The sequence below is a fragment of the Aquirufa sp. ROCK-SH2 genome, from assembly GCF_054558315.1.
This window is the reverse complement of sequence record NZ_JBPXKB010000004.1, coordinates 74,491-98,409: the sequence shown is the minus strand read 5'-3', so window position 1 is coordinate 98,409 and position 23,919 is coordinate 74,491. Positions and strand designations below refer to the sequence as shown.

The window sequence follows — 23,919 nt, the reverse complement described above, 5'->3', positions numbered from 1 at the left end:
TCTAAATTTTTAATTCTACATTTTTTAATTAAATAAAAAAGGCTAATCTTTCGATCAGCCTTTTTTATTTCGATAAACTTTAGATTACTCTGCGCTTGGAGCAGCAGCAGCAAGAGCAGCTGCAGCAGCGGCTAAAGAAGCCTTTGTTACACGAGTCTTTTTCTCTTTTTCTGGAGGAGGAATAACATCTTCTACACCAGCGAAAATACGACCACAATGCTCGCAAACTAATAATTTTTTCTTGTCCTTGATATCTGTTTGGCGTTGAGGAGGTACTGAACTAAAACAGCCACCACAAGCTCCACGCTTCACCATTACTACAGCAAGACCATTTCTAGCATTACCGCGTAATTTATCATAAGATTTCAATAATCTTGCATCAACAGATTTCAAAGCCTTTTCTCTATCTTTCAAAGACTTTTGCTCATCTTCTTCGCTTTCTGCAATAATTACTTCTAATTCTTTTTTCTTTAATTCTAAATCTTTAGAACGCTCAAATAAATTAGATTCAACTCCAGCGATTTCATCATTCTTATTCAAGATTTTGAAATCAATTTCCTTGATTCTCTTATCAGCAATTTCCATTTCAAGACCTTGAAGCTCTATTTCTTTAGAAATTGCTTCAAACTCACGGTTATTGCGAACATTCATTTGTTGTTCCTTATACTTCGCGATTAATTTCTCAGAATCTTTCTTAGAATTACGATAGTTGGAAATTTGTGTTTCAAAATTATCAACTTCAGACTGGAATTTCGCCAAACGAGTTTGTAAACCCGCAATCTCATCTTCCAAATCGCGTACCTCTTCAGGTAAATCTCCTCGTACTTTTTTGATATTATCTAAGGCTGAATCTATTGTTTGAAGCTTTAATAATGCTTCTAACTTTTGGGCAATCGTAGTTTCGGTAGCTGTAGCCATTATTATTGTTACGTTTTGAAAGTGTTTAACCTCTCTTTTTCTTAAGCATAACCGACTGGATTAGTCAGGGTTTTGCTTTTCAGAACTGCAAAAGTACTAAAAATATTTGATAAATATTCATGAATCGCTTCCTTTATCATAACTTCTGATTCATAATGTCCGATATCACAAATTAAACATTCATTTTCTGCATCAAAAAACTCGTGATATTTGATATCCGCAGAAATATATGCATCCGCTTTTTGTCTTTTTGCCTCTGAAATTAAAAAACTTCCTGCTCCCCCACATACGGCAACGGTTTCTATTAAATCCTTCTTCGTAGCAGTAAATCGAACCATGGGTAATTCTAAATGTTCTTTCAAATATTGAAGAAAATCCGAAGTAGGCAATGCCTTTGGCAAGCTACCAATATATCCTGATCCAACTTCTTTCCACGTATTATCTAAACCTATGATGGAATATGCAATTTCCTCATAAGGATGAGCTTGATGTAACGCTTGTAAAATACTCGCTTCCAAATGTTGAGGGAATATCATTTCAACCTTTAATTCCTCCACCTGTTCTTCTTGATTAGCTTTCCCCAATGTTGGATTTGCTGAATCCGAAGGGGTAAATCGACCCAAGCCTGCACTTTGAAAACTACAAGAAGAATATTCTCCGATATTACCTGCACCCGCCTGATGTAAAGCAGTTCTTACGACCTCTTCGTGACTTTTGGGAACATAATAGATTAAATTTTTCAAAGCTCCTTGAAAAGGCTTGAGTATGCGACCATTTTGAATACCCAATTTTTGGGCTAAATGATAACTAACTCCTTTTGGGGCATGATCTAAATTTGTATGTGAAGCATAAATAGCCACATTATTTTGAATGGCTTTGATGACCGTTCTCTCGACATAATTTTTGCCTGTAAAACTCTTCAAACCCTTAAATACGATTGGATGATGCGCGATAATCAAATTACAACCCGCCTGAATTGCCTCTTCCACTACTTCTTCAGTACAATCCAAACTAATCAACACCCCATTTACTTTTTCCGATTTATTACCTACAAGTAAACCAGCATTATCGTAAGACTCTTGCCATTGCAAAGGAGCCCACTTTTCCATGCTGTCACATACATCTTTGATCGTCATATCTATAAAATTTTGACACAAAGGTAAAATTCTTTCAAATGGAACTGAAATAATTGTATATTTAAATGTATCATCTTCCATTTTGATTAAAAATAAATTTTCGATTGAATTAATTTACAAATATGCGTTGTAGACCAGCACTTGTTATAATAGAAAACGACCACCTTTTACTCATGAAATATGTGTATGGATCCCAAGAAATTTACAATTTACCTGGCGGGAATCCAGACGAAGGCGAATTATTTCCGGAAACAATTGTTAGAGAATGCCAAGAAGAATTAGCGATTGAAGTAGAAGTTGGTGCCTTATTATTGATGGGGGAAATGCCCGCCTCTAAAAATAGAGCCGCCTCTTTGCACATCATCTTTCAAGGTAAAATCATTTCAGGAATTCCTATTTTACAAGAAAAAGAAACCACTGCCAAAGAAATCATTTGGATGCCAATTGCTGAAATATCAAAAAATCTTTTGTACCCCAATGTTGGAGAAGAACTACAAGATTTAATTTTTCTTCAAAAATCGGGAAAATACATTGGTAAAATTCAGCAACCTTGGATAGAGTGAGAGGTAAGAGGTAAGAGGTAAGAGGTAAGAGGTAAGAGGTAATAGGTAAGAGGAATTAAAAATGTAGAATTAAAAATTAATAACACTTACCTATTACCTATTACCTCTTACCTCTTACTTCTATTTCAACCGATACAAATAGGGTGCTTTGTGTGCTCCACCGGTAAATTTCTTTTCAATCCGATCTAAAATATCTAAACTCAAAATCTTTCTTTGGAAATTGGTACGAACCAGTTTTTTATCCAAAATAGTTTCATAAACGACCTGAAGATCAGACATCGTAAATGTTTCTGGAAGTAAATTGAAGGCCAATAACTGAGCGTCAAGATTTGTCCGTAGTCGATCCAAAGCTTTTTGAACGATTAAATTATGATCCAAAAACAATGGAGGGATTTCATGAATATCAAACCACTTTGCTTGATCAGACATTTCTCCAGGAGTCACTTTCACTTTATTAATATCTACCAAAGCAAAATAACCTACTGTTAAATAGCGCTTTGACAAAAAAGCCATGTCAACTTCGCTACGTCCGAGGGCTTGATTAATATGTTGGTGTTCCTCTTGTGCACCGACATTCCTTTTTACATCCCCAAATACATAAAACTGCTCTAAATAGAGGTCATTTAAACCTGTGCGCTCCTTTAAAATACGTTGAGCAGCTTTGTCCAAATCTTCTTCTAAACCCACAAAACCTCCAGATAGACTCCAAACGTTGGTATTTTGAAATTTCAACAAAAGAACTTTCAATTGATTTTGTTGAAAACCAAAAATAACTCCATCTACCGAAATAGAGGGCAAATATACAGCGTTTAATGAATTGGTATTCGGCATGTTTCTATCGAATCTTCGTTTCAATAAAAGTTCTTATTTGGGAAGCAAAAATAGCATAGCCCTTTTCATTCAAATGAAGCTTATCGGAGACAAAAATATCTTGCATCAAACTACCATCCGATAAATAGAAAGGAGAATGCATATCCAAATAGAATAAATTCTTTTTCCCTTTTACCCAATTTTCAATCCGGGCATTCAAATCCTTTTGTTTTGCAACCATTTCTTGACGAGCAATACTTGGTCGAGCGGCAACGAAAACAATTTTGGTTTTGGGCATTTGTTTTTTTACTCGATCAGAAAATTCAACAAATTCTTTCTCGATAAATTCGGGACTTTGCCCTTTGGCTAAATCGTTGTCTCCTTCGTATAAGAAGATCCAAGAAGGTTGGTATTTAACCACCATTCTGTCAAAATAATACAAAGCATCTTCTAAGGTAGAACCTCCAAATCCTCTATTGAAAACGGGTAATCCTTTCAAATCTTGATCAAAGGTTTTCCAAAGACGAAAACTTGAACTACCTAAAAACAGAATTTGATTTTTTTTAGGCATCGAAATGGAATCTTGCTTTTCATAGCTGTTGATTTCCTTTTCAAATGCATGCTGCCCAAATGCACTTTGGGCAATGAATAAAAACAATAAAATGACAATATTTTTCATGCGTATAGGTTTTTATTCGTTTGGATAAATCAATCCAATTTGTCTTCGTATTTCATCCAGCAATCCCATCATTTCTAAACTATATTGATGAGAAATCCAGTCGTTTTGTAATTTTCCAGCTCTTAAATCGGCTTGTACGGCCTCCGCTTCATAACTATAACCCCAGCCTAACCTTTCAGTTTCCATCACTACAGGTTCCTGACCATATACTTCTAAAGTCAAACCTTTCGTTTCGTGGAAGCGAGAATGCATGAAGATTTTACCTAATGTACCATAAATAGTACAAGTCGTATCCGTTTGCGCTGCGAAAGTAGAAAACAAACTAGAAGTTGCACCAGAAGCATATTTGGCAGAAATAGAGCAATTCATATCTACGCCTGTTGGTGCAAACGTACCTGTTGCTTTCAGCTCTTGAGGTAGACCTAAAATCAATTTGGAAATAAATAAGGGATAAATTCCTATATCTAGCAGTGAACCTCCGGTCAAAGCTGGATTAAACCATCTTGCTTCAGGAATATAATCTGCCTTAAAGCCAAAATCAGCTACTAAATGAACAACTTCTCCAATGGCTCCACTTTTCAAAATTTCCAACACTTTTGCGATCGAAGGATGAAATCTTGTCCACAAAGCTTCCATTAAATAGATTTTTTTGGCTTGCGCCATTTCCACCATTTCACGAACCTGCTTTGAATTAATCGCAAAAGCCTTTTCACACAAAACGGGAATACCGGCTTCTAAACACAATAAAGTATGTTCATGATGTAAACCGTGAGGAGAAGCGATGTATACGACATCAATTTCACCACTAGCCAACATTTCTTCGTATGAACCATAGGCCTTCACGTTTTCTCCATAATGCGAAGCAAATTCTTTGGCACGACCTAAATCTCGTGAAGAAACTGCGGCTAAATATCCGTCTTTAACAAAGCTTAAATCATCTGCAAATTTGCGGGCAATTCCACCGCACGCCAAAATACCCCAACGAATGGGTGATGTAATTTCCATGTTTTATAATAATTAAATAGTGTTTAACGTCTCAATCAATTGCTGAACTTGCTCCAAATTTACCGCAGGAAAATTCGCAATTCTAATTTGCGTTTCTTTCATTTTTCCATATCCTGAACCAACAATCATTCCTGATTTTTCTTTTACTTTTTGGATCACAGAACTAGCAGATTCTTTGCAATTCAACACCACCACGGTAGCAGAGCGGTGCGACTCATTTTCAACAAAAATATCATATTGAGCAGATTTTTGAGCAAAATCATACAATGCTTTTGCCTTTTTATCCGTCTCTTTTCTCATTACATCCACTCCTATTTTATTGAAATCTTCTGCAACTTTTCCAAGTACATAAATTCCCATCACATTAGGTGTTTCTGGAGTTTCAAAATTCTTGTAATTCTCCCAAAGGCTAGGCAATGAATGATAAGTTCCAATAACTCCCTCATGCTTTTTCATTCTTACCGATTTCTCCAAAATTGCTTCGTTGGCAATCCAAACGCCTAAACCTGCAGGCATCCCGAACGCTTTTTGAACAGAGAAAAAAGCAGAATCTACTAAATTAAAATCCAAGTTGGTATAAGGTGCAGAAGAAACCATATCTACCACAACAAACTTATCTTTATTGGCTTTTTTCACTTTGTGAATTTCCTTTGCCGTCATTTGAACACCTGAACTCGTTTCGTTAGTTGTGCAACAAATTAATTCAGCATATTCTGGAACTTCAATTTCTGATGCATCAAAACCTTCACCAAATGGTTTTTTCAAGCAATGGGCAAATTTGTGAAGTTCTTGAGCAAAATTGTAAAATTTCGTTGAAAATGAACCATTCACTAAATGAAAACTCTCATGTTCAACGGTATTCATGATGACTCTTTCCCACACTTCTGTCGCAGAACCTGTAAATAAAATCGCGTTTTCTTTAGGCAATTGAAACAACTGGCGTAACTGCTCATCCGTATGCTGATAGATTTTTCTAAAAGCTGCAGAACGGTGAGAAATGGAACCTAAATTCTGACGAAATGCTTCTTCATAATGTCCTTGAACTGTTGGAAACAATGCTGCTGGACCTGGTGTAAAGAAAACGGGATTTTGTGTATTCATTTTAATATAACATTCTAAACTTGATTGTGTTTTCAATCAATTTTAATTCATTGACAATTTCTTCCGAATATTCCTTAGCAACATCCGTAATCACGTATCCCGTTTTTTCCGTTGTTTTCAAATATTGACCGATAATATTGACATGATATTTTGCAAAAACGTTATTGATTTTTGCCAAAATACCTGGCATATTATGATGGATATGCAATAATCGGTGAGCATCTTCCAAAGGAGGCAATTGTAATTCAGGGAAATTCACGGAACCATACGTGCTTCCATTGTTCATGAATTGCAACAATTTGGACGGAACAAATTCCCCAATATTAGCTTGAGCTTCTTCCGTAGAACCTCCAATGTGCGGAGTTAAAATCACATTGCGCAATCCTCTCAATTCATTGATAAATTCCTCATCATTTGTTTTAGGCTCATAAGGGAATACGTCAACTGCAGCACCCCAAACCTTACCTGATTTTAAGGCCTCCACCAAAGCAGGAATTTCTACGACATGTCCTCTCGATAAATTCAAGAAAATCACATTGTCTTTCATCCAAGAAAATTGCTCTTTACCTATGATATTCGTATTGGATTTTCTACCATCTACGTGCAAACTCACAAAGTCAGCCAAAGACAATAACTCTTTCATAGTATTGCATTTCTTGGCATTACCCAAAGCCAATTTGTCGACAGTATCATAAAAATAAACCTCCATTCCTAGAGCTTCTGCAATGACAGAAATTTGAGTCCCGATATTTCCATATCCCACTAAACCCAATTTTTTACCTCTGATCTCAAAAGAATTCGTAGCAGATTTATCCCAAACACCAGCATGCATTTTATTTGATTTCTCAAAAATATCACGCGTCAACATCACCATTAATCCGATAGAAAGTTCTACCACACTTCGGGTATTAGAATAAGGAGCATTAAAGACAGCGATACCACGCTTTTCACACTCGGCTAAATCAACTTGATTGGTTCCAATACAAAATGCCCCTACACACATCAATCTAGCTGCATTCGGGTGCTCCAATACCTTTTTTGTCAAATTGGTTTTTGAACGCAATCCTAAAATGGAAACATCTTTGATTTTCTCAATCAATTCTGCTTCATCCAAAGCTCCTTTCAATAATTCAACTTGAAAGCCTTCTTTTTTAAATGCATTCACCGCATTCGGATGAACATTTTCTAACAATAAAACCTTGATTCTTGATTTAGGATATGATTGAGCTCGACTCAATCCATTGATATATAAAAATTCATCCAAAGAAGGTACGATAAAATCCGCTTTGTCAGTCACAGCTTTTCTTGATACGTTTTCCGTAAAAGCAAAAAACTTATTTGCCAAGCCAGCTTCTCTTAATTCATAATCCGTATAGCCATCACCGATCACAAAAATTTCACCTTCCAAAGAAAGCGATTGCAACAAACTCACCTTTCCTTTATCTTGAGATAATAGGTTATGGTGATCATAGCCGGTGATATTTCCTTCGCCGTCGTAAGTAAACGTATTGGCAAAAACGTTTTCCTCTGCAATACCTAATTCACTAACAACAGGTACAATAAAATCTTTGAAACCACTAGAAACAATTAAAATTCGATCGGCATATTCTGCAATAAACTCTTTATTTCTGTTAAAAGAATCTGAAATTTTACCTTTCAAAAATGCAACCAACTCTTCGACATGACCTTTATTTGCCGACAAAAGCGCCACTCTTTCACGCAATGAATCTGCAAAAGAAATAGAACCTGTCATTCCTTTTTCAGTAATATCATGTATTTTCCCTACAATTTCAGCTTGTTTCGGACTTCCATGTAATGCGATACGAGCTAATTCGTCTAAACCCTCTACTTTCGTGAAGGTACTGTCAAAATCAATGACAATATTCAAAGTTTCTGTCTGTTTATTAGGCATAATTTTATATTCAATACTTACATCAACCAATTTTGAGCACGCTTTTCAGACCACAATTGTCCTTGGTAAGAACTTGGATAAAATCCACAATGTCCGCCTTCTTCTGGAATTTCTAGAAATACATGTTCTAACTGAGCAACAAGCTCTTTGGGGAAACATGCTGGCGACAAAAATGGGTCGTTTTTTGCGTTTACTATAAGGGTTGGCACATGGATCTTATCTAAAAAATACAATGAACTGGATTGCTGATAATAATCTTCTGCATCTTTAAACCCGTGTAAAGGACCTGTGATCACGTTATCAAAATCAAACAAACTTCGAATGTTGGAAAGCATAGCAGGCGTGATATCTTGAGGGTATCTCGCAGACTTTTCTTTAACTTTTTCTAAGAGTGTTTGTAAAAAACGTGAAGTGTAAATCCCATTATCCCAGCGAGCCAACGTTCGACTACTGCTAGAAAGATGCAAAGGTACGGAAAATGCTACAGCTTTTCGAATAGAAGCAGGAGGATTTTGTCCTTTTTCTCCCAGCCATTTTAATGTCAGGTTCCCACCCAAACTAAAACCTGCCAAATATATTTGATTGGCGCCTTTTTGAATAGCATGCTGAATAACAAGCTCTAAATCATCTGTGGCACCAGAATGATAAAAACGCAATGATTTATTGGGCTCACCTGAACAACTTCGATAGTTCCACGCCAAAGCTTGATAACCTTGTGCAATAAAAGTCTTTACTAAACCTGTCACATATTGACGTTTACTATTTCCCTCCAAGCCATGAGAAACAATCAACAGCGGTCGATCACCAATGGGCACTTTTTCGGTGTACCAATCAAGATCCAAAAAATCTCCATCTGGTAAAACCAAGCGTTCTTCCAAAGGATTCATCAAATCGACTTTTCGAAAAAGTGCGGGATAAATACTTTGGGCATGTGCGCCTTTTAACCAAAATGGCGAGCGAAAAGTATCTGAATTTGCAATATTTGGCACGAATATTAAATAAAAAAGTCGGGAATCAATTCTTCATCTTTAGTCTGTGGATTCATCTTATATTGATCAAAATCCGTATATCCTTTTTGACGCAAAATATCTTCATCTATAAAATAATGACCCGTTACCTCTCGGTGATTTTCCGACAAAATTTCAAATGTAGCATCCGCCATAATACGCGCATTTCTAGCTTGGTTGAAAATTTCAGCACTACCAATGGCAAATTCAATCGCAGAAGTAGCGATGATTGTTTTTGGCCAAAGTGAATTGAATGCTACTTTTCCTTTAAATTCTGCCGACATTCCTAAGGTACATAATGACATACCAAATTTAGCGATGGAATATGCCGTGTGGTTTTTAAACCATCTTGCTTCAAAATTCAAAGGTGGCGAAAGTGTTAATACATGCGGATTATCAGCCTTCAACAAATAGGGCAAACAAGCCTGCGAACATAAATAAGTTCCACGCACATTGACCTGATTCATCAAATCATATTTTTTCATGGAAGTTTCTAAAGTGCCCGTCAATTGAATTGCTGAAGCATTATTGATCAAAATATCTATTCCTCCAAATTTCTCCACAGCCATTTGAACCGCATTTTTAACCTGCTCTTCATCTCGAATATCCACCACACAAGCCAATGCCTTTCCACCCAATGCTTCTATCTCAGCAGCAGCAGTAAAAACGGTACCTGGTAATTTAGGATGAGGTTCTGCGGTTTTTGCAGCGATGACAATATTAGCCCCTTGACTAGCTAGTTTTTTTGCGATTTCCAACCCAATTCCTCGGGATCCACCACTGATAAATATTGTTTTATTTTGAAACTGCATAACTATTCAATTTAAACTTGGTCTAAATTACGATTTTCTTTTCAAGACAGTGTAAAAATAAAGAATTGCGTAGTACTTTTGTGCATTATTTTCTGTCGAAAAAAAAAGAATGAGTATTCCGTTAAAGTCTGTTAGTATTTCACATCGAACTGCCCCTCTCACGATTCGTGAGCAAGTAGCTTTGAATGAAGAAGAAAGCAAAAACTTCGCGTTAAAATGTAAAGAGCAATTCGGCTTAAACGAATTACTCATTATATCTACGTGCAACCGAACGGAAATGTACTACACTTCGAACGAAAATGTTTCAAGTGATTTAGTCAAACAATTGTTAGCAGAAAAAGGGCTTTCAGATCAAACTGAGTATTCCAATCATTTCCATTTGGCAAATGAAACCAATGAATCATTGCAGCATTTATTTGAAGTAGCCACTGGTTTACAGTCGAAAGTGGTTGGAGATTTGCAAATCCCTAATCAAATTAAAAAGGCTTATCAACAATCTGCCGATTTAAATTTAGCTGGGCCGTATTTACATCGTTTGATGCATACCATTTTTTATGCCAACAAACGTGTTGCACAAGAAACCTCCTTTAGGGATGGCGCAGCATCTGTATCTTATGCGACAGTGGCATTGGCAGAAGAATTATCTCAATCCATCGCTGCACCAAAAATTTTAATTTTGGGTTTGGGAGAAATTGGTCTTGATGTTTGCAAAAACATGGAGGAAGACAAAGATTTCGCTGAAATTACGATCATGAATCGGACTTTGGAGAAAGCAGAAAAAGTGGCTCAGGGCAAATCGTTTCGTGTAGCCAAATATGAAAATCTTTGGGAAGAAATTGCGAAAGCGGACATCATCATTTCTTCTGTTCGAACCAACGAGCCGATTATTACGCAAGAAGAATTAAAGAAAATACAATTGCTTTCTTTCAAATATTTCATCGATTTATCGGTTCCTAGAAGTATTGACGAAGGAATTGAAAAAATCAGTGGAGTTTTATTGTATAACATTGATACCTTAAAAGAAAGAGCAGATCAGGCTTTACAAACTCGTTTAGCTTCTGTTCCGCAAGTACATCAAATCATTGAAGAAAGCATTTATAGTTTCAATGATTGGTCCAAGGAAATGGAAGTTTCTCCAACCATTCATAAATTAAAAAATGCATTGGAACAAATCCGAAAAGAGGAAATCAACCGCCATCTTAAAGGATTATCTCAGGAGGAAATCGACAAGCTAGAAAAAATCACAGCTAGTTTGGTACAAAAAATCATCAAGCAACCCATCATTCACCTAAAAGCAGCTTGTAAAAGAGGTGAATCGGATTCAATGGTAGATGCCTTGAATGATTTATTCAATTTAGAGCAATACGCTGAAATAGAAGATTCAGGCAAAGCTTAACATCCCATGAATAGCGAATTCTTAAACATCCTGGCTCGGTATTGTGCCTATCAGGAACGTTGTGTTCAGGAATTAAATCAAAAAATGAAAAGTTTGGGGATTGAAGATCATCAATACGTCAATTACCTAGTTTGGTTAGAAGAAAATAACTATTTGAATGAAGAGCGTTTTGCAGAAATTTATGCGCGTTCCAAATTCAACCAAAAGAAATGGGGTCGGAATAAAATCCGATTTGAATTGAAGCAAAGAAAAATCCAACCTATTTTTATCCAAAAAGCTTTGGAACAAATAGATGATGAAGCTTATTTATCTACATTAAAGGAAGTAATCAACCAAAAATCCAAAAAGCTTACTTCCAAAGATCCTTGGATCAACCAACAAAAGTGCTATCAATTTGCTTTAAGCAAAGGTTTTGAAAGTGATTTGATTGGGGAGGTTTTGAAGGGGTAATATTTTGAAAATTAAAGCTCTTTGTGTTCTTTGTGTTAATTAATAATAACACAAAGACACAGAAAAGAAAAAAATCCCTATATTTGAGCCATGAATTTAAACACAAACACTTATTACGCACCATATTACTACACTGGATATTATCCAGGGGCTTAATCGGTTAGTATAGGTTTTGTATTTTTAACTTATTTTTAACCGGCCTTATGTCGGTTTTTTTGTTTTATGAGTCTATCGATCAAAGCAGCTTCCAGAATGAACACTGTAGAAGAATATTATTTTTCTTCCAAACTGAAGCAAATTGCCCAAATGAAAAATGAAGGCATTCCCGTGATTAATCTAGGTATTGGAAGTCCCGACTTGGCTCCTTCTGATGCGACTATTTTGGCTTTGGCACAAAGTGCCACCAACCCAAATAATCACGCTTACCAAAGTTATCAAGGCATCCCTGCCTTCCGTAAAGCTTTCGCCGACTTTTACCAAAGAGAATATGGTGTTTTGATCGACCCTAATTCAGAGGTGCTTCCTTTGATTGGCTCCAAAGAAGGAATCATGCACATTGCGATGGCCTATTTGGAAGCGGGCGATGAAACATTAATTCCCAATCCGGGCTACCCTACTTATTCTGCTGCATGTAAACTAGCGGGTGCAACTGTGGTGGAATATCTATTGGACGAAAAAAACCATTGGCTACCCAATTTGGAGGAAATTGAAAAAAGAGATTTGTCCAAAGTTAAAATCATGTGGGTCAATTATCCTCACATGCCAACGGGTGCTAAAGCCAATAAAGAGCTATTTATACAATTGAGAGATTTTGCAAAAAAACATAATATCCTTATTGTAAATGATAATCCATATAGTTTCATTTTGAACAATGAGCCTATGAGTATGTTGGCCATTGATGGAATGAAAGAGGTTGCAATCGAATTAAATTCACTCTCCAAGTCGCACAATATGGCGGGCTGGAGAATTGGTGCCCTTTTTGGGAAATCATCCTTTTTAGAACCCGTTTTGAAATTTAAATCAAACATGGATTCAGGTATGTTCCTGCCTTTGCAAGAAGCGGCTATGGAAGCATTGAAAGCGGATTCAACATGGTTTGAAAAACAAAATCAAATTTATTTATCCAGACAAAAAAAGGTATTTGAATTATTGGATCTATTTCATTGTGTGTATGATTCAAAGCAAAGTGGAATGTTTGTTTGGGCCAAAATACCGAGTGAATTTTCCAGCGGATATGTACTTTCCGACAAGATTTTGAACGAAAATGCAGTATTCATTACTCCTGGAGGTATTTTCGGGAGTCAAGGCGATAATTACATCCGTGTATCTTTATGTGCCAAAGAAGAAATATTTCAAGAAGCAATTGACCGAATTAAGCAGAAATCAAATGGAATCTAATCAAGTGGTAGGAATTTTAGGCATCGGATTAATTGGAGGATCCATGGCATTGGATTTGAAAAATTCCCAATGGGCCAAAAAATGTATTGGAATTGACACAGGTAGAAAAAACCAAAAAAGAGCATTAGAATTAGGATTAATCGACGAATTACTTCCTTTGGAAGAAGCATTAAAAGAAATAAGCTTGTTAATTCTAGCAGTTCCTGTGGATAATTTAGTTGCTGAATTACCTTCCATTTTGGACAAATTAAATGAGAATCAAGTTGTGATTGAAGTAGGTTCTACCAAAACACCCGTTTTTGAGTCGATCAAAAATCATCCCAAAAGAGACTTTTTTGTCAGCACCCACCCAATGGCAGGAACGGAATTTTCAGGACCTGAGGCGGCGATAGAAAAGCTATTTCAAAATAAACGTGCAGTTATTTGCGACCGAGAATTAAGTAATCCAAAGGCCATTCAATTGGTGGAAAATATGTACCAAAATGGATTAGGAATGAATCTAATTTACATGGATTCCATCTCACATGATGTGCATACAGCCTATATTTCTCATATTTCACACATCTGTTCATTTGCCCTAGCGAGCACGGTTTTGGAAAAAGAAAAAGATGAGAAACGCATCTTTGAATTAGCTTCCACAGGTTTTGAGTCGACGGTTCGATTAGCCAAATCTTCCCCAGAAACTTGGATTCAAATTTTTCACCAAAACCAAGAGAATTTATTGGATGTGTTGGACGAGTACATCAATACTTTATTGAAATACAAAGGCCTTCTTTTAGCAGGGAGTTATGATAAATTAAAAGAAGAATTGGAGAAGGCGAATGAAATTAAGCGGGTTCTTAATCCTAAATAATTACTTTAACCAATTTTTAACCAAATATTCCCCCAACAATTTTCCTTGTTGTTGCCCTGCGGTGATGCCATCCATAAAATGAATTCCGCCATATAATCTTGAAATGGCAGCTTCTTCTGCCGCTAATTTAAACGATTTAAAAGGACGTTCATCGATTCCATAACGCATTTCAACCGTATCAACATAGGCAAAATTCTCTCCAAAAAAATGGCTTAGAATAATGGCAGCCGTGGTTGAAATGGTTGAATGTCCGCTTGGGTACTCAGGAAATGGAGGGGTTTGTAAAAAAGGTTTCCATGTAGGGTCAATTAATTGACGAATTGCTGTTTCAGGTCTAATTCGATTGGTTTCATATTTACGCTTCCAACAAATCCAAAACGCATCCATCAAACTCACCGATAAAGCAGTTCTGACCAATAGACTTTTCCCAAAAGGCATTTTTTTCATTTTACAAGCAATTCCTGCAATCCCCATCCAATGAGCACCTGGAGATATTTTCTTCATAGCAATCAAAAGATGTCCGTTTTCAGACAAAGCAAAAGGATTACAATCCCAAAATGCAGCAATTTTTTGCTGACTTTCCGATTTACCACTTTCCAAAACCTCTTTGGTCATTTGGTAAAATTGAGATGATTTATCATCGCTATATTTTACAGGTTCAATTTGACAAAGGGATTGTACCAAACTAGAATCCTTTAAATGAAAGCTACGAATTCGAGAAAAATAGGGTTCTACTGCAGGAAAATACCCCGGTGGAGTGGGGTACCAGAATCCAGGTTTTTTCTCCGGAGAATATCTCAGAAAGCGACTAATTTGATTGTATTTGTCAGCTTTGGCATATTTCAATATTTGAGAAGAATAATGATTAGCCAGTTCTTGCGATGCCTCCAACACATGAGAACTAAAACCTGAGCGACCACAAGAATCGATGTAATTTTTCTTCCAATCCTTCATTTTCAGTCCAGAGGGCTGCATGGCAGCAGAAACATCCATCATCGCCATCAAGGCCGCTAAGGATATATTAGCATCTTTAGGATCAGGTTTAATAATCTTGGGAAAATCCGATAAACGATCTTGAATTCGAGGTAAAGTAGAGTCAAAGTCAGATTGTAAATCGTAGGCCGCTAAACTTGCATAAGAAAAAAAACGCATGGCCAATGGAGGATTAGAAACATCGTGAATCATCATCTCCGTCATTTGCAAAACAACTTTATCGATTTCCGTGCCAGCTATTTCTAGGTCTCTCCCCTCCTTTTGGTTACAAGAGATTAGAGTAAAGAACAGAAAAATAAACGCTATAATTTTCTTCATTTTATTTCAATTCAAATTGAAGCACCTCTGATTTATTCCGCCCAATCAACCAATTTTTTCCAACATTCAAGACGGACCGAACATCCCCTTTCAACCACAAACCAGCCTTGGCTTGAGGGACAACTTTAAAATTTAATTTTCCATCACCCTCTAGCAATAAACCGTAATTCGCATCCATTTTACCCACTCTTAATTTGGCATGATTGATATTTCCACACAACAAAATATCCACGTGACCATCATGATTAAAATCCAAGGTATTAATCGTAAAAATAGCTGAATTTTGGACTTTAACTGGCAACGTCACTTTTTCAAATTTTCCTGATTTATTTTGAGTCAGCATTACAGTTTCTAACTCATTAACCTCTAAAATCTTTGCTTCTTTTAATTCCTCTTCGGTAAAAACATCATTCAATTTTGCCTCCGCAAAACTTTGGTAATCTGTAAAACGATTTCGCATCATACTGACCTGATCCAATAGCTCATCTCTCGTTAAAAAAGGAACTTTTTCGTGTTTCACATAGGATGTCAAGATAGGATCAATGATCCCATTGTTATCAAAATCTTTCACATACATTTCCATGGATTCCTCTTTGGTGACTTTCCATGGCACATTTTTACCTAAATTACCAATGATGATTTCCTGTTTACCATCTTTATTTAAATCTTGAATGAGGATTTTATTCCAAAATCCTTTCAAAGGTGAATCGAAAAATTGTTGAGATACATTTTCCGCTTTCCCGGTTTTGAATTGAAATACTTGAACAGCTGAAAAATCTCCAACTAAAATTAATTTAGCCATTTTATCGCCATTGATGTCTTGAAAAGCGGCATCACTAACCATTCCTATTCCGGAGATTTCAGGATATTGAGCGGAAACATCTTTGAATTTACCTCCACCCATATTTTGAAGTATGTAATTTTTGGGACTCAAAGGATAAGATCCAGGTATAAAGCGACTTCCAACGAATAAATCAGGTAATTTATCTTGATTTAAATCAATTTGTTTGACACAAGATTTACTACCAGCTATAGAAGGCAAAGATAAACTTACTGAAAAATTCCCTTTCCCATCATTCAAATAGAGTTGATCCAATAACTTAGGATCGTTGGGTTCTAACAAATCGTATCCACCCGAAGCCAAATAAAGATCTACATCATGATCATTATCTACATCGATGAAGAGTGAAGAAGTAATTTCACGATTTGTTTCTGGAAATTTAGAAGGCACAAAAGAAGCTTGCTTGTTTTGTAATAACAATCTTGAACTTGAGAAAGAAGTTCCTCCAATAAATACATCTTCTAATCCATCCTGGTTGACATCCGCTTTCGACATGCTTGGTCCGTAGTAAGATTCTGGATGAATTAATTGAGTTTGGCGTTTAAAATCGTTGTATATGACAGGATTATCAACCTTCATTAAATCAGCTTGAGCCTTAAAATAAGCCTCAGATTGACTATTTACGGAAGCTTGAGTCAATTTCGCATCGGATTCTTTGACTTTCAATAAAGTATTGACTCGAACATTTTTGATTATTTGAGATTTTCCTGAATTCCAAATGATTTGAACCGAGTCGACTTTTTTAGATTGTCCCAAACCTACATGTAATTTAGGAGAAATACTTGATTGAAAACCTCGATACATATTTTGTTCAAAGTATTGATTTCCAGCATTTTGATAAACTTTCACTTTTGCCCCCAAGCCATTGCAATTCCCTTTTTCACCTTCAAATTGGATTTGCAAAAATGCATTTTTCTTGATTTTTTCACTTTGATTTTCAAAGATGAACGCAGCTCGATTGATATTATTGACCACTAAATCTAAGTCACCATCATTGTCTAAATCGGCATAAGTGGAACCATTGCTATTGGAATGAAAATCGAGACCCCAGTCTTTGGTAACGTTGGAAAATTGTGCATTTTGTTGATTACGAAAAATGTAGTTGGTCAAATTGGAAGAAGGCATTTTCTGCACCAATTCCAATACATTTTCACGTTGTATAGCAGATTGATTATTTTGAACATAATCACTCATGTATTTTAAAAAATCTTGATTGGTGTAATCTCTCAAATATCCATTACTCACAAATAAATCCTTCCAGCCATCATTGTCATAATCGGCAAATAAAGCACTCCAACTCCAGTCGGTATTTGAAATTCCCGCGAGTTGCCCAGATTCAGCAAAATGTACTTCGCCGTTTTTAGCTTCAACACCCTCGTTCAATTGAAGCATATTTCTCATGTATTGATGCCCCCAACCCACTTTTAGATTAAAGTCAAATTTCTCAAAATTATCAGGAGCCATCAATAATTTTTGACGCAAATTATCCTCTGGCAACATATCTAAGGTAAAAATATCAGGAAGCAAGTCATTATTCACATCGGCAATATCATTTCCCATGGAAAAATGAGAAAAATGCCCAATACTGCTTGAAATAGTATTTTTAAAAGATTTTCCTTTTTGATTGATGTACAAATAATCAGGTATAGTATAATCATTTGACACATAAAAATCCAACCAACCATCCTGGTTAACATCTGATATACCCACAGCTAATCCATAAGATAGCGCAGAAGATTGAATACCAAGAGCCTTCGTTTGATTGGTGAATTTTTTATTTACGCCTTCGTTTTGAAAAAACTGAATACCACTGTTCAAATCCTCTTTTGAAATCATGTTTGCGGTACTAGATTCATCCAAAACAGGTAATGATTTGGGATTATGATTGACCAAAATCATATCCAAATCTTGGTCTTTATCGTAATCAAAAAATACCGCATGTGTACTATTCGCTGGACTATCCAAACCTAATTCAGCTGCTTGATCTTTGAAGATAGGAATGCCATTGGAGTCGTTTCCTTGATTAATAAAAAATTGATTTCTTTTTTTATCAGGGGGCAAATTGCCTGAATAACAAAGATAAATATCTAGTTTATGGTCAGCATTGATGTCAACAAAACTCACACCTGTTTTCCAAGGTCCTTGTCTTCCTGTAACGCCAGCAATTGCAGCTACTTCTTTAAATTTCATTCCACCTGAATTCAAATAAAGGTGGTTATTTTCCATATTACTCGTAAAATACAAATCATCTTTTCCATCACCGTTTAAATCGCCTGCAGCAACACCTCCACCATTGTAGAAATACTCATACATCAAAACGTTGGTATTTAATCCTTCTTGGATGTTGTTTTGAAATAAAACCTGGGTTTTAGATGAATCCAACAAGGAGAAAATTTTATCTTCTTTGGATGTAGCATCAGAAGAAGTGAATAGTTGACAACTACTTAATAAGGCGATAAAAAAGAGAACAAAAAGATTTTTCACGAATAATTATTTACTAAAATAAAAAAAAGGAAATAGTAGAGTTTGAAAGCTCTACTATTTCCTTAAAGATAATCAAAGGATTAATATCCTGGATTCTGAACTAGGTTTTTATTTCTGTTCATTTCATCGCGGTGGATTGGTAAGAAATACATCTTATCAGCCCAAGAGCGATTCTCTTTTCCTGGATCCATGTCAATTACCTTGTATGTATAGTCATAATTAGACGTGTCATACTTATAAAGTGAAACGGATTTTCCAGCTTTTAAGCTACCATATACGTTGATAATTTTCACTTTATTACCTAAGGTAGTTGGTGCAATCATCCAACGACGAGCATCATGGTATCTTTGTTCTTCAAATGCCATTTCAACTCTTCTTTCATTGCGGTATCTATCTCTTAGAGCAGTACCACTTTCAGTGATGGCAGGCATACCTGAACGGAAACGAATTTTGTTCAACCATGTTTTAGCTTCAGCTTCCTCACCCAACTCGATACAAGCCTCAACGTAATTTAATACGGCTTCAGTGTATCTAAAGAAAGGCCAAGGAATTTGTTGCCAAGTATTTTGATCTACGATAGCAGGATTTGGATCAGTAAATTTACGGAAGTAATATCCTGTGTAAGAACCATTCCAATCCTCTACTGTACTTTTTCTTGTATCTAAACCAAAATAAGGCACTTTAGCTCCTCCTGAAGTTACTTCGTATTGACCTGTTTGAATTTGATTTGCAGGATCTTTAGAAGCTACGTCAGCAGTACGTGGTTTCCAACCAGCACCATCATACAATAATGTAGCATAGAAACGAGGGTCACGATTCTCATACGGTTTTGTAGAATGATCAGGATTTGTCCAAGAGAACTTAGAACCATCCATCATTTCATAATCATCCACTAAATTTTGAATCGGAGCATTTCCAGCCCAGTTATGGTAACCATTAGGTCCGTTGAATAAACCAATTCTTCCACCATTTTCTTGCTTAGCATTGATGAAATAACGAGCGAAAATTAATTCTTTTTCACCGCCATTTTTTGCTAATGAATTATTCATATAGTTAGCAATTCCATCGTCTTTAGAAGCTGGCTCTGATAAGTTTAATTTGTTACCATATCCACTTAAATCTAAAACCGCTTTAGCAGCATCTTTTGCTGCCTTCCATCTAGATGCACGATCTCCATCAGTGTAAGCTAAAATTTCTGGAGTAGCCATAGCACCCATTGCTGTAGATTTAGCCTTTGCAGTAGTTGCATCATATAAATCAGAAGCTGCATACAATAAAATTCTAGATTTTAAAGCCAATGCTGCTGCTTTAGATGCACGACCAGCAGCTAAAGATTTACCATTCAATAAAGTTGCTGCATCATCACAATCTTTTACGATAAATGCGATACTTTCTTTCATCGTATTTCTCTTTGAAAGGAAATCAGTATCAGATAAAGAAAAAGATTTATCGATAAGCGGCACACCACCATAGTAGCGAACCAATTGGTGATAGTAATAAGCACGCATAAATTTAGCTTCACCATTCAATCTCTCTACCAATGCAGCATTGAAAGAAGTGGCAGCTTTTAACTTTTCTAAAGCTATATTACAAGCACGAATACGTGTGTACATATTCTGCCAGCTCAAGGTTCCATTTACCCAACCGATATCAGCAGGATTGGATCTTGATTCTGTGATGGTAGTAATACCTCTACCTGGGTGAGTAAATGATGCTTCATCTGTTAAAGAGGCTAACATTTGTTCATCAAATCCACCATTACCTAAGCCACCGTACAATTCGGTTACAAAGGCTTCCGCTAAGTTAGGATCAGACCAAACTACCGATTCCGATAATTGATCCAGTGGCACTGTGTTGACAAAATTATCATTACAGCTAGTCAAGACAGAGCCAACACCTGATAACGCAATGATTAAATATATTTTTTTCATTGTTTTTTCTTTTATTGTTTAAAATGTTGCTGTTAATCCTACATTGACAATCCTAGATTGAGGATAGTACTGACCCGTAGAGTTTACTGTCTCTGGATCATATACTTTCAAAGCATCCCAAGTAATTAAGTTCAAACCATTGACGTATAAACGACAATTTTTCAAACCAATTTTAGATAAAACAGTAGATGGTACGTTATAACCAACTTCCAAGTTTTTCAATCTAATGTAATCAGAGCTTCTTAACCAATATGTGTTATTAGATGAGAAATATTGATCACTTCTGTTTGCAATTCGTGGATGAACACTGCTTGGATTTTCAACAGTCCAACGATTTTGGTAGATATCTAACAAATAGTTACCAATATTTCCTGACTCACCTGCACTCACATATTGTTGAGCACCTGCAGCGCCTTGGAATAAAACGGTTAAATCAAAGTTCTTGTATTGAGCACCCATTGTTACACCACCTTGGAATAAAGGAAGTTGAGTAAAATCATTACGAACTTGATCATCTGGAGTAATTTTTCCATCACCATTGTAATCTTTGTACTTCATATCACCTGGACGTAATGTATTAACTACAGCCTTGTAATTGATTGTGTTGGCATCAATTTCAGCTTGGTCTTTGAATACACCATCATAGATGTATGCTTGGTAAGTGTACATTGGTTTTCCAGTAGAACGTTGCCACTCAGGAGCACCTGGAGCTTCATCCCAGAAGATAATCTTATTCTTAGCATAACCTCCGTTAACTCCGAAGTTGTACTTCAACTCACCAATTTCACTTCTATAGTTCACTGATAAATCATATCCACTGTTTTCTACAATACCAATATTTTGTGCTGGTAAAGTTAAACCTGTAGATTGAGGAACAGAAGCGTTTTTGTTCCATAAGATATCTGTACGCTTGTTATAGAAATAATCAAACTCAAAAGATAATTTGTTGTTGAACAAAGTTCCTTCTAAACCGATATCTGAGTTGGTTGCAACCTCCCACTTAATGTCTTTATTTGGGATTTTTGTTTCAAATAATGTCTTTGTTTCAACATTACCGATGATATAAGATCTAAATCCATAAGTTGACAAATACTGGTAAGTTGCGATTTGGTCGTTACCCATTTGTCCCCAAGATCCTCTCAATTTCAAATAATTGATCGCAGGAATTTGATCTTTGATAAAACTTTCTTCAGACATAACCCAACCTAACATACCGCCTGGGAAAAATCCATAACGAGTGGCAGTAGGGAAAATATCTGAACCGTCATAACGCCATAAGAACTCCGCCAAATATTTTTCTTTGAAGTTGTAAGCCACACGACCAAAATAATTCAAACGAGCTCTTTCATAAGCACCACCACCATTATTTTTCTCTAAATCACCTCCTGCAAATAACTGATCCAATGCTGGAGAAATGAAATATCTACGAAAAGCATTGAAGTTATCTCCAGTAATTGTCTCACGGTTAGAACCTGCTAAAACCAATAAATTGTGATTGTTGAATTTCTTCTCATAAGTCACAACTCCTCCTAATAAAATGTTCAACTGATTCTCATCACCTAACGTCAAACGAGGCTCAGCAGGTCCACGCTTAGATGGACTCAAAATTGGAGTGGTACCGTTTGCTTCAAAACCAACACCTCTTTCATATAAAGTCCAAGGCGTCTCCCATCTTTTTTGAGCTCTAAAACGCTTATCAATTGCAGCTGTAGCTGTAAATTTCAAACCTGGAATGTATGGAATTTTAATATCCAATTGTCCATTTGTTTGGAAATAACTTTGCTTGTCATTGTCATAACCTGTTTGGTTAGTAGTGATAACCACTGGGTTTTCTCCATTTTCAATATCTGGACCTGGACGACCATCTGGCCAAAATGCTGGCTGATTTGGTTTTCCACGCATTTGCATACGGAAAATTGCACTCGCAGGTTTTGTAGGATAACGACGGAATTCCTCACGTCCTAACACTCCAATACTCAAATTAATATTCTCATTAATTTTAGCATCTAAGTTTAAACGTAAATCATATTGCTCATAACCTGTAGCTGAATTCTTATAGAATGCATCTTGATTTTGATATCCTAAGGAAGCCAAATACTTGATATTCTCACTACCTCCGCTCATTTGAACGTTATGCTTTGATTGTGGTGACCAATTTTTCAACGTCGCACCATACCAATCTGTATTCGGGTGTAACCAAGGATCCGTTCCATCTTGATATAATTTAATATCAGTTGGAGAATAAGGAGCCTTTCTACCGTTATAAACACCTGCTGATTTGTAAGCAGCAGTTGCAGCAGCCCACTCATTCGCTGGTAATTGATAAATATCCAAGTCATTTAACATGCTTGTATATTGTGCGGCATTTGCCAATTGAGGAACAACAGTCGGTTGAGAATATCCTTGATTGAATGAATAAGATAATTCAGGTTTTCCTGATTTTCCTTTCTTCGTTGTAATCAAAATTACACCATTCGCAGCACGAGCACCATAAATAGCTGCTGATGCATCCTTTAACACTGAAATAGTTTCAATGTCTTGAGGATTGATACGATCTAAACCTCCAGCTCTGTTTGGAATTCCGTCAATTACGATTAATGCATCATTGTTATTCAAGGTATTTGCACCACGAATACGAATAGATGAACCATCATAACCAGGCTCTCCAGAACGGTTAACTGCAACCACACCAGCCATACGACCAGCAATCGAGTTACTTAAGTTAACTGTTGGTGATTTTTGCAAATCTGCTCCTTTCACTGAAACAACAGATCCAGAAACAGTTGCTTTTTTCTGAACACCGTAACCCACTACGATTACTTCGTTTAAATTTTGAGCATCAGGTACCAAAGAAACATTAATCACACTTTGATTTCCTACAGCAACTTCTTTTTTCTGATAACCCACAAATGAATACACTAATTTTGCGGCACTACCTGATACAGGAATACTGTATTTACCATCAATGTTGGTATTGGTTCCTTTGGTGGTTTCCTTTACCATAACAGTCACACCGATCAAGGCCTCGCCCTTTTCATCTGTAACCTTACCGGAAACGACCTGATTTTGGCCGAATGATACCCATGATACGGATAGCAAAAAGGCCAGCAAGTACAATTTGCATTGGTACAATTTTGTTTTCATAATTAAATTTTATTTAGATTTCATCGCTCGAATAACCGCATTCGTCGACGTTCGGAAACTAAGATAAAAAACAAATTGAATAATCCTATACTTAGATAGGTGGGATAGTGCAATTTTTTAATGAATTAATTACAAATTGATTTCTATCGCACTTTAAATGCACAAAAA

The 23,919-nt window shown here is 36.2% G+C and carries 18 protein-coding genes; 5 read left to right on the top strand and 13 right to left on the bottom strand.

Translation table 11 applies throughout. The annotated features are described in order from the left end of the window. Positions 1–84: 84 nt before the first annotated feature. Positions 85–918: a zinc ribbon domain-containing protein gene (locus V7S79_RS10210; RefSeq protein WP_459490490.1), complete on the bottom strand. Its 834-nt coding sequence runs from the start codon at positions 916–918 to the stop codon at positions 85–87. Between the two features lie 41 nt (positions 919–959). Next, positions 960–2,135 carry a Nif3-like dinuclear metal center hexameric protein gene (locus V7S79_RS10205; protein ID WP_459490489.1) on the bottom strand — a complete coding sequence of 392 codons (1,176 nt, stop codon included), beginning with the start codon at positions 2,133–2,135 and terminating at the stop codon, positions 960–962. 41 nt (positions 2,136–2,176) lie between these two features. On the opposite strand from V7S79_RS10205, the gene V7S79_RS10200 reads away from it, so the two are divergent. Continuing rightward, positions 2,177–2,617, top strand: a complete 441-nt coding sequence (locus V7S79_RS10200) for an NUDIX domain-containing protein (RefSeq protein WP_459490488.1) — start codon at positions 2,177–2,179, stop codon at positions 2,615–2,617. Positions 2,618–2,737: 120 nt separating this feature from the next. Here the strand turns inward: V7S79_RS10200 and V7S79_RS10195 are convergent, their stop codons facing one another. From V7S79_RS10195 to V7S79_RS10165, 7 genes are read right to left on the bottom strand one after another with little or no spacing between them, the layout of a single operon-like run. Then, positions 2,738–3,472: an NUDIX hydrolase gene (locus V7S79_RS10195; RefSeq protein ID WP_459490487.1), complete on the bottom strand. Its 735-nt coding sequence runs from the start codon at positions 3,470–3,472 to the stop codon at positions 2,738–2,740. Next, complete coding sequence (locus V7S79_RS10190) at positions 3,453–4,106, bottom strand: GDSL-type esterase/lipase family protein (RefSeq protein WP_459490486.1); 654 nt, start codon at positions 4,104–4,106, stop codon at positions 3,453–3,455. The genes V7S79_RS10195 and V7S79_RS10190 overlap by 20 nt, the downstream gene beginning before the upstream one ends. A gap of 12 nt (positions 4,107–4,118) precedes the next feature. After that, positions 4,119–5,111: a Gfo/Idh/MocA family protein gene (locus tag V7S79_RS10185; RefSeq protein ID WP_459490485.1), complete on the bottom strand. Its 993-nt coding sequence runs from the start codon at positions 5,109–5,111 to the stop codon at positions 4,119–4,121. 12 nt (positions 5,112–5,123) lie between these two features. Beyond that, a complete protein-coding gene (locus V7S79_RS10180) occupies positions 5,124–6,212 on the bottom strand; it encodes an aminotransferase class V-fold PLP-dependent enzyme (protein WP_459490484.1) in 1,089 nt (362 codons plus the stop codon). Between the two features lies 1 nt (position 6,213). After that, positions 6,214–8,124: a phosphoglycerate dehydrogenase gene (serA, locus tag V7S79_RS10175; RefSeq protein ID WP_459490483.1), complete on the bottom strand. Its 1,911-nt coding sequence runs from the start codon at positions 8,122–8,124 to the stop codon at positions 6,214–6,216. A 17-nt stretch (positions 8,125–8,141) separates the two neighbouring features. Continuing rightward, positions 8,142–9,113, bottom strand: a complete 972-nt coding sequence (locus tag V7S79_RS10170) for a YheT family hydrolase (protein WP_459490482.1) — start codon at positions 9,111–9,113, stop codon at positions 8,142–8,144. Positions 9,114–9,118: 5 nt separating this feature from the next. Further along, positions 9,119–9,943 (bottom strand): SDR family oxidoreductase, encoded by an 825-nt coding sequence (locus V7S79_RS10165; protein WP_459490481.1) that lies wholly within the window; start codon positions 9,941–9,943, stop codon positions 9,119–9,121. A gap of 109 nt (positions 9,944–10,052) precedes the next feature. On the opposite strand from V7S79_RS10165, the gene hemA reads away from it, so the two are divergent. The 4 genes from hemA (at position 10,053) to V7S79_RS10145 (ending at position 14,040) form a co-directional block, all read left to right on the top strand. Then, complete coding sequence (gene hemA / locus V7S79_RS10160) at positions 10,053–11,339, top strand: glutamyl-tRNA reductase (protein ID WP_459490480.1); 1,287 nt, start codon at positions 10,053–10,055, stop codon at positions 11,337–11,339. A gap of 6 nt (positions 11,340–11,345) precedes the next feature. Next, the gene (locus tag V7S79_RS10155; protein WP_459490479.1) at positions 11,346–11,789 is read left to right on the top strand and encodes a regulatory protein RecX; all 444 of its coding nucleotides are present in this window, start codon (positions 11,346–11,348) and stop codon (positions 11,787–11,789) included. A 252-nt stretch (positions 11,790–12,041) separates the two neighbouring features. After that, positions 12,042–13,187, top strand: coding sequence for a pyridoxal phosphate-dependent aminotransferase (locus tag V7S79_RS10150; protein ID WP_459490478.1), 1,146 nt, complete (start codon positions 12,042–12,044; stop codon positions 13,185–13,187). After that, a complete protein-coding gene (locus V7S79_RS10145; protein WP_459490477.1) occupies positions 13,177–14,040 on the top strand; it encodes a prephenate dehydrogenase in 864 nt (287 codons plus the stop codon). The genes V7S79_RS10150 and V7S79_RS10145 overlap by 11 nt, the downstream gene beginning before the upstream one ends. On the opposite strand, the gene V7S79_RS10140 is transcribed toward V7S79_RS10145, so the two are convergent. The 4 genes from V7S79_RS10140 to V7S79_RS10125 form a co-directional block, all read right to left on the bottom strand. Continuing rightward, entirely contained in the window at positions 14,041–15,351 is a 1,311-nt protein-coding gene (locus V7S79_RS10140; RefSeq protein ID WP_459490476.1) for a vanadium-dependent haloperoxidase, read from the bottom strand. A gap of 1 nt (position 15,352) precedes the next feature. Then, the gene (locus V7S79_RS10135; protein WP_459490475.1) at positions 15,353–18,676 is read right to left on the bottom strand and encodes a VCBS repeat-containing protein; all 3,324 of its coding nucleotides are present in this window, start codon (positions 18,674–18,676) and stop codon (positions 15,353–15,355) included. 80 nt (positions 18,677–18,756) lie between these two features. After that, positions 18,757–20,607, bottom strand: coding sequence for a RagB/SusD family nutrient uptake outer membrane protein (locus V7S79_RS10130; protein ID WP_459490474.1), 1,851 nt, complete (start codon positions 20,605–20,607; stop codon positions 18,757–18,759). An 18-nt stretch (positions 20,608–20,625) separates the two neighbouring features. Beyond that, positions 20,626–23,751 (bottom strand): SusC/RagA family TonB-linked outer membrane protein, encoded by a 3,126-nt coding sequence (locus V7S79_RS10125; RefSeq protein WP_459490473.1) that lies wholly within the window; start codon positions 23,749–23,751, stop codon positions 20,626–20,628. Between the last annotated feature and the right edge of the window lie 168 nt (positions 23,752–23,919).

Excerpts from the sequence above, each read along its gene's own strand:
- serA (WP_459490483.1), bottom strand. The coding sequence starts at position 8,124 with ATGCCTAATAAACAGACAGAAACTTTGAATATTGTCATTGATTTTGAC.
- V7S79_RS10155 (WP_459490479.1), top strand. The coding sequence starts at position 11,346 with ATGAATAGCGAATTCTTAAACATCCTGGCTCGGTATTGTGCCTATCAG.
- V7S79_RS10205 (WP_459490489.1), bottom strand. The coding sequence starts at position 2,135 with ATGGAAGATGATACATTTAAATATACAATTATTTCAGTTCCATTTGAA.
- V7S79_RS10210 (WP_459490490.1), bottom strand. The coding sequence starts at position 918 with ATGGCTACAGCTACCGAAACTACGATTGCCCAAAAGTTAGAAGCATTA.
- V7S79_RS10180 (WP_459490484.1), bottom strand. The coding sequence starts at position 6,212 with ATGAATACACAAAATCCCGTTTTCTTTACACCAGGTCCAGCAGCATTG.
- V7S79_RS10165 (WP_459490481.1), bottom strand. The coding sequence starts at position 9,943 with ATGCAGTTTCAAAATAAAACAATATTTATCAGTGGTGGATCCCGAGGA.
- V7S79_RS10150 (WP_459490478.1), top strand. The coding sequence starts at position 12,042 with ATGAACACTGTAGAAGAATATTATTTTTCTTCCAAACTGAAGCAAATT.
- hemA (WP_459490480.1), top strand. The coding sequence starts at position 10,053 with ATGAGTATTCCGTTAAAGTCTGTTAGTATTTCACATCGAACTGCCCCT.
- V7S79_RS10145 (WP_459490477.1), top strand. The coding sequence starts at position 13,177 with ATGGAATCTAATCAAGTGGTAGGAATTTTAGGCATCGGATTAATTGGA.
- V7S79_RS10140 (WP_459490476.1), bottom strand. The coding sequence starts at position 15,351 with ATGAAGAAAATTATAGCGTTTATTTTTCTGTTCTTTACTCTAATCTCT.
- V7S79_RS10130 (WP_459490474.1), bottom strand. The coding sequence starts at position 20,607 with ATGAAAAAAATATATTTAATCATTGCGTTATCAGGTGTTGGCTCTGTC.
- V7S79_RS10125 (WP_459490473.1), bottom strand. The coding sequence starts at position 23,751 with ATGAAAACAAAATTGTACCAATGCAAATTGTACTTGCTGGCCTTTTTG.
- V7S79_RS10200 (WP_459490488.1), top strand. The coding sequence starts at position 2,177 with ATGCGTTGTAGACCAGCACTTGTTATAATAGAAAACGACCACCTTTTA.
- V7S79_RS10185 (WP_459490485.1), bottom strand. The coding sequence starts at position 5,111 with ATGGAAATTACATCACCCATTCGTTGGGGTATTTTGGCGTGCGGTGGA.
- V7S79_RS10190 (WP_459490486.1), bottom strand. The coding sequence starts at position 4,106 with ATGAAAAATATTGTCATTTTATTGTTTTTATTCATTGCCCAAAGTGCA.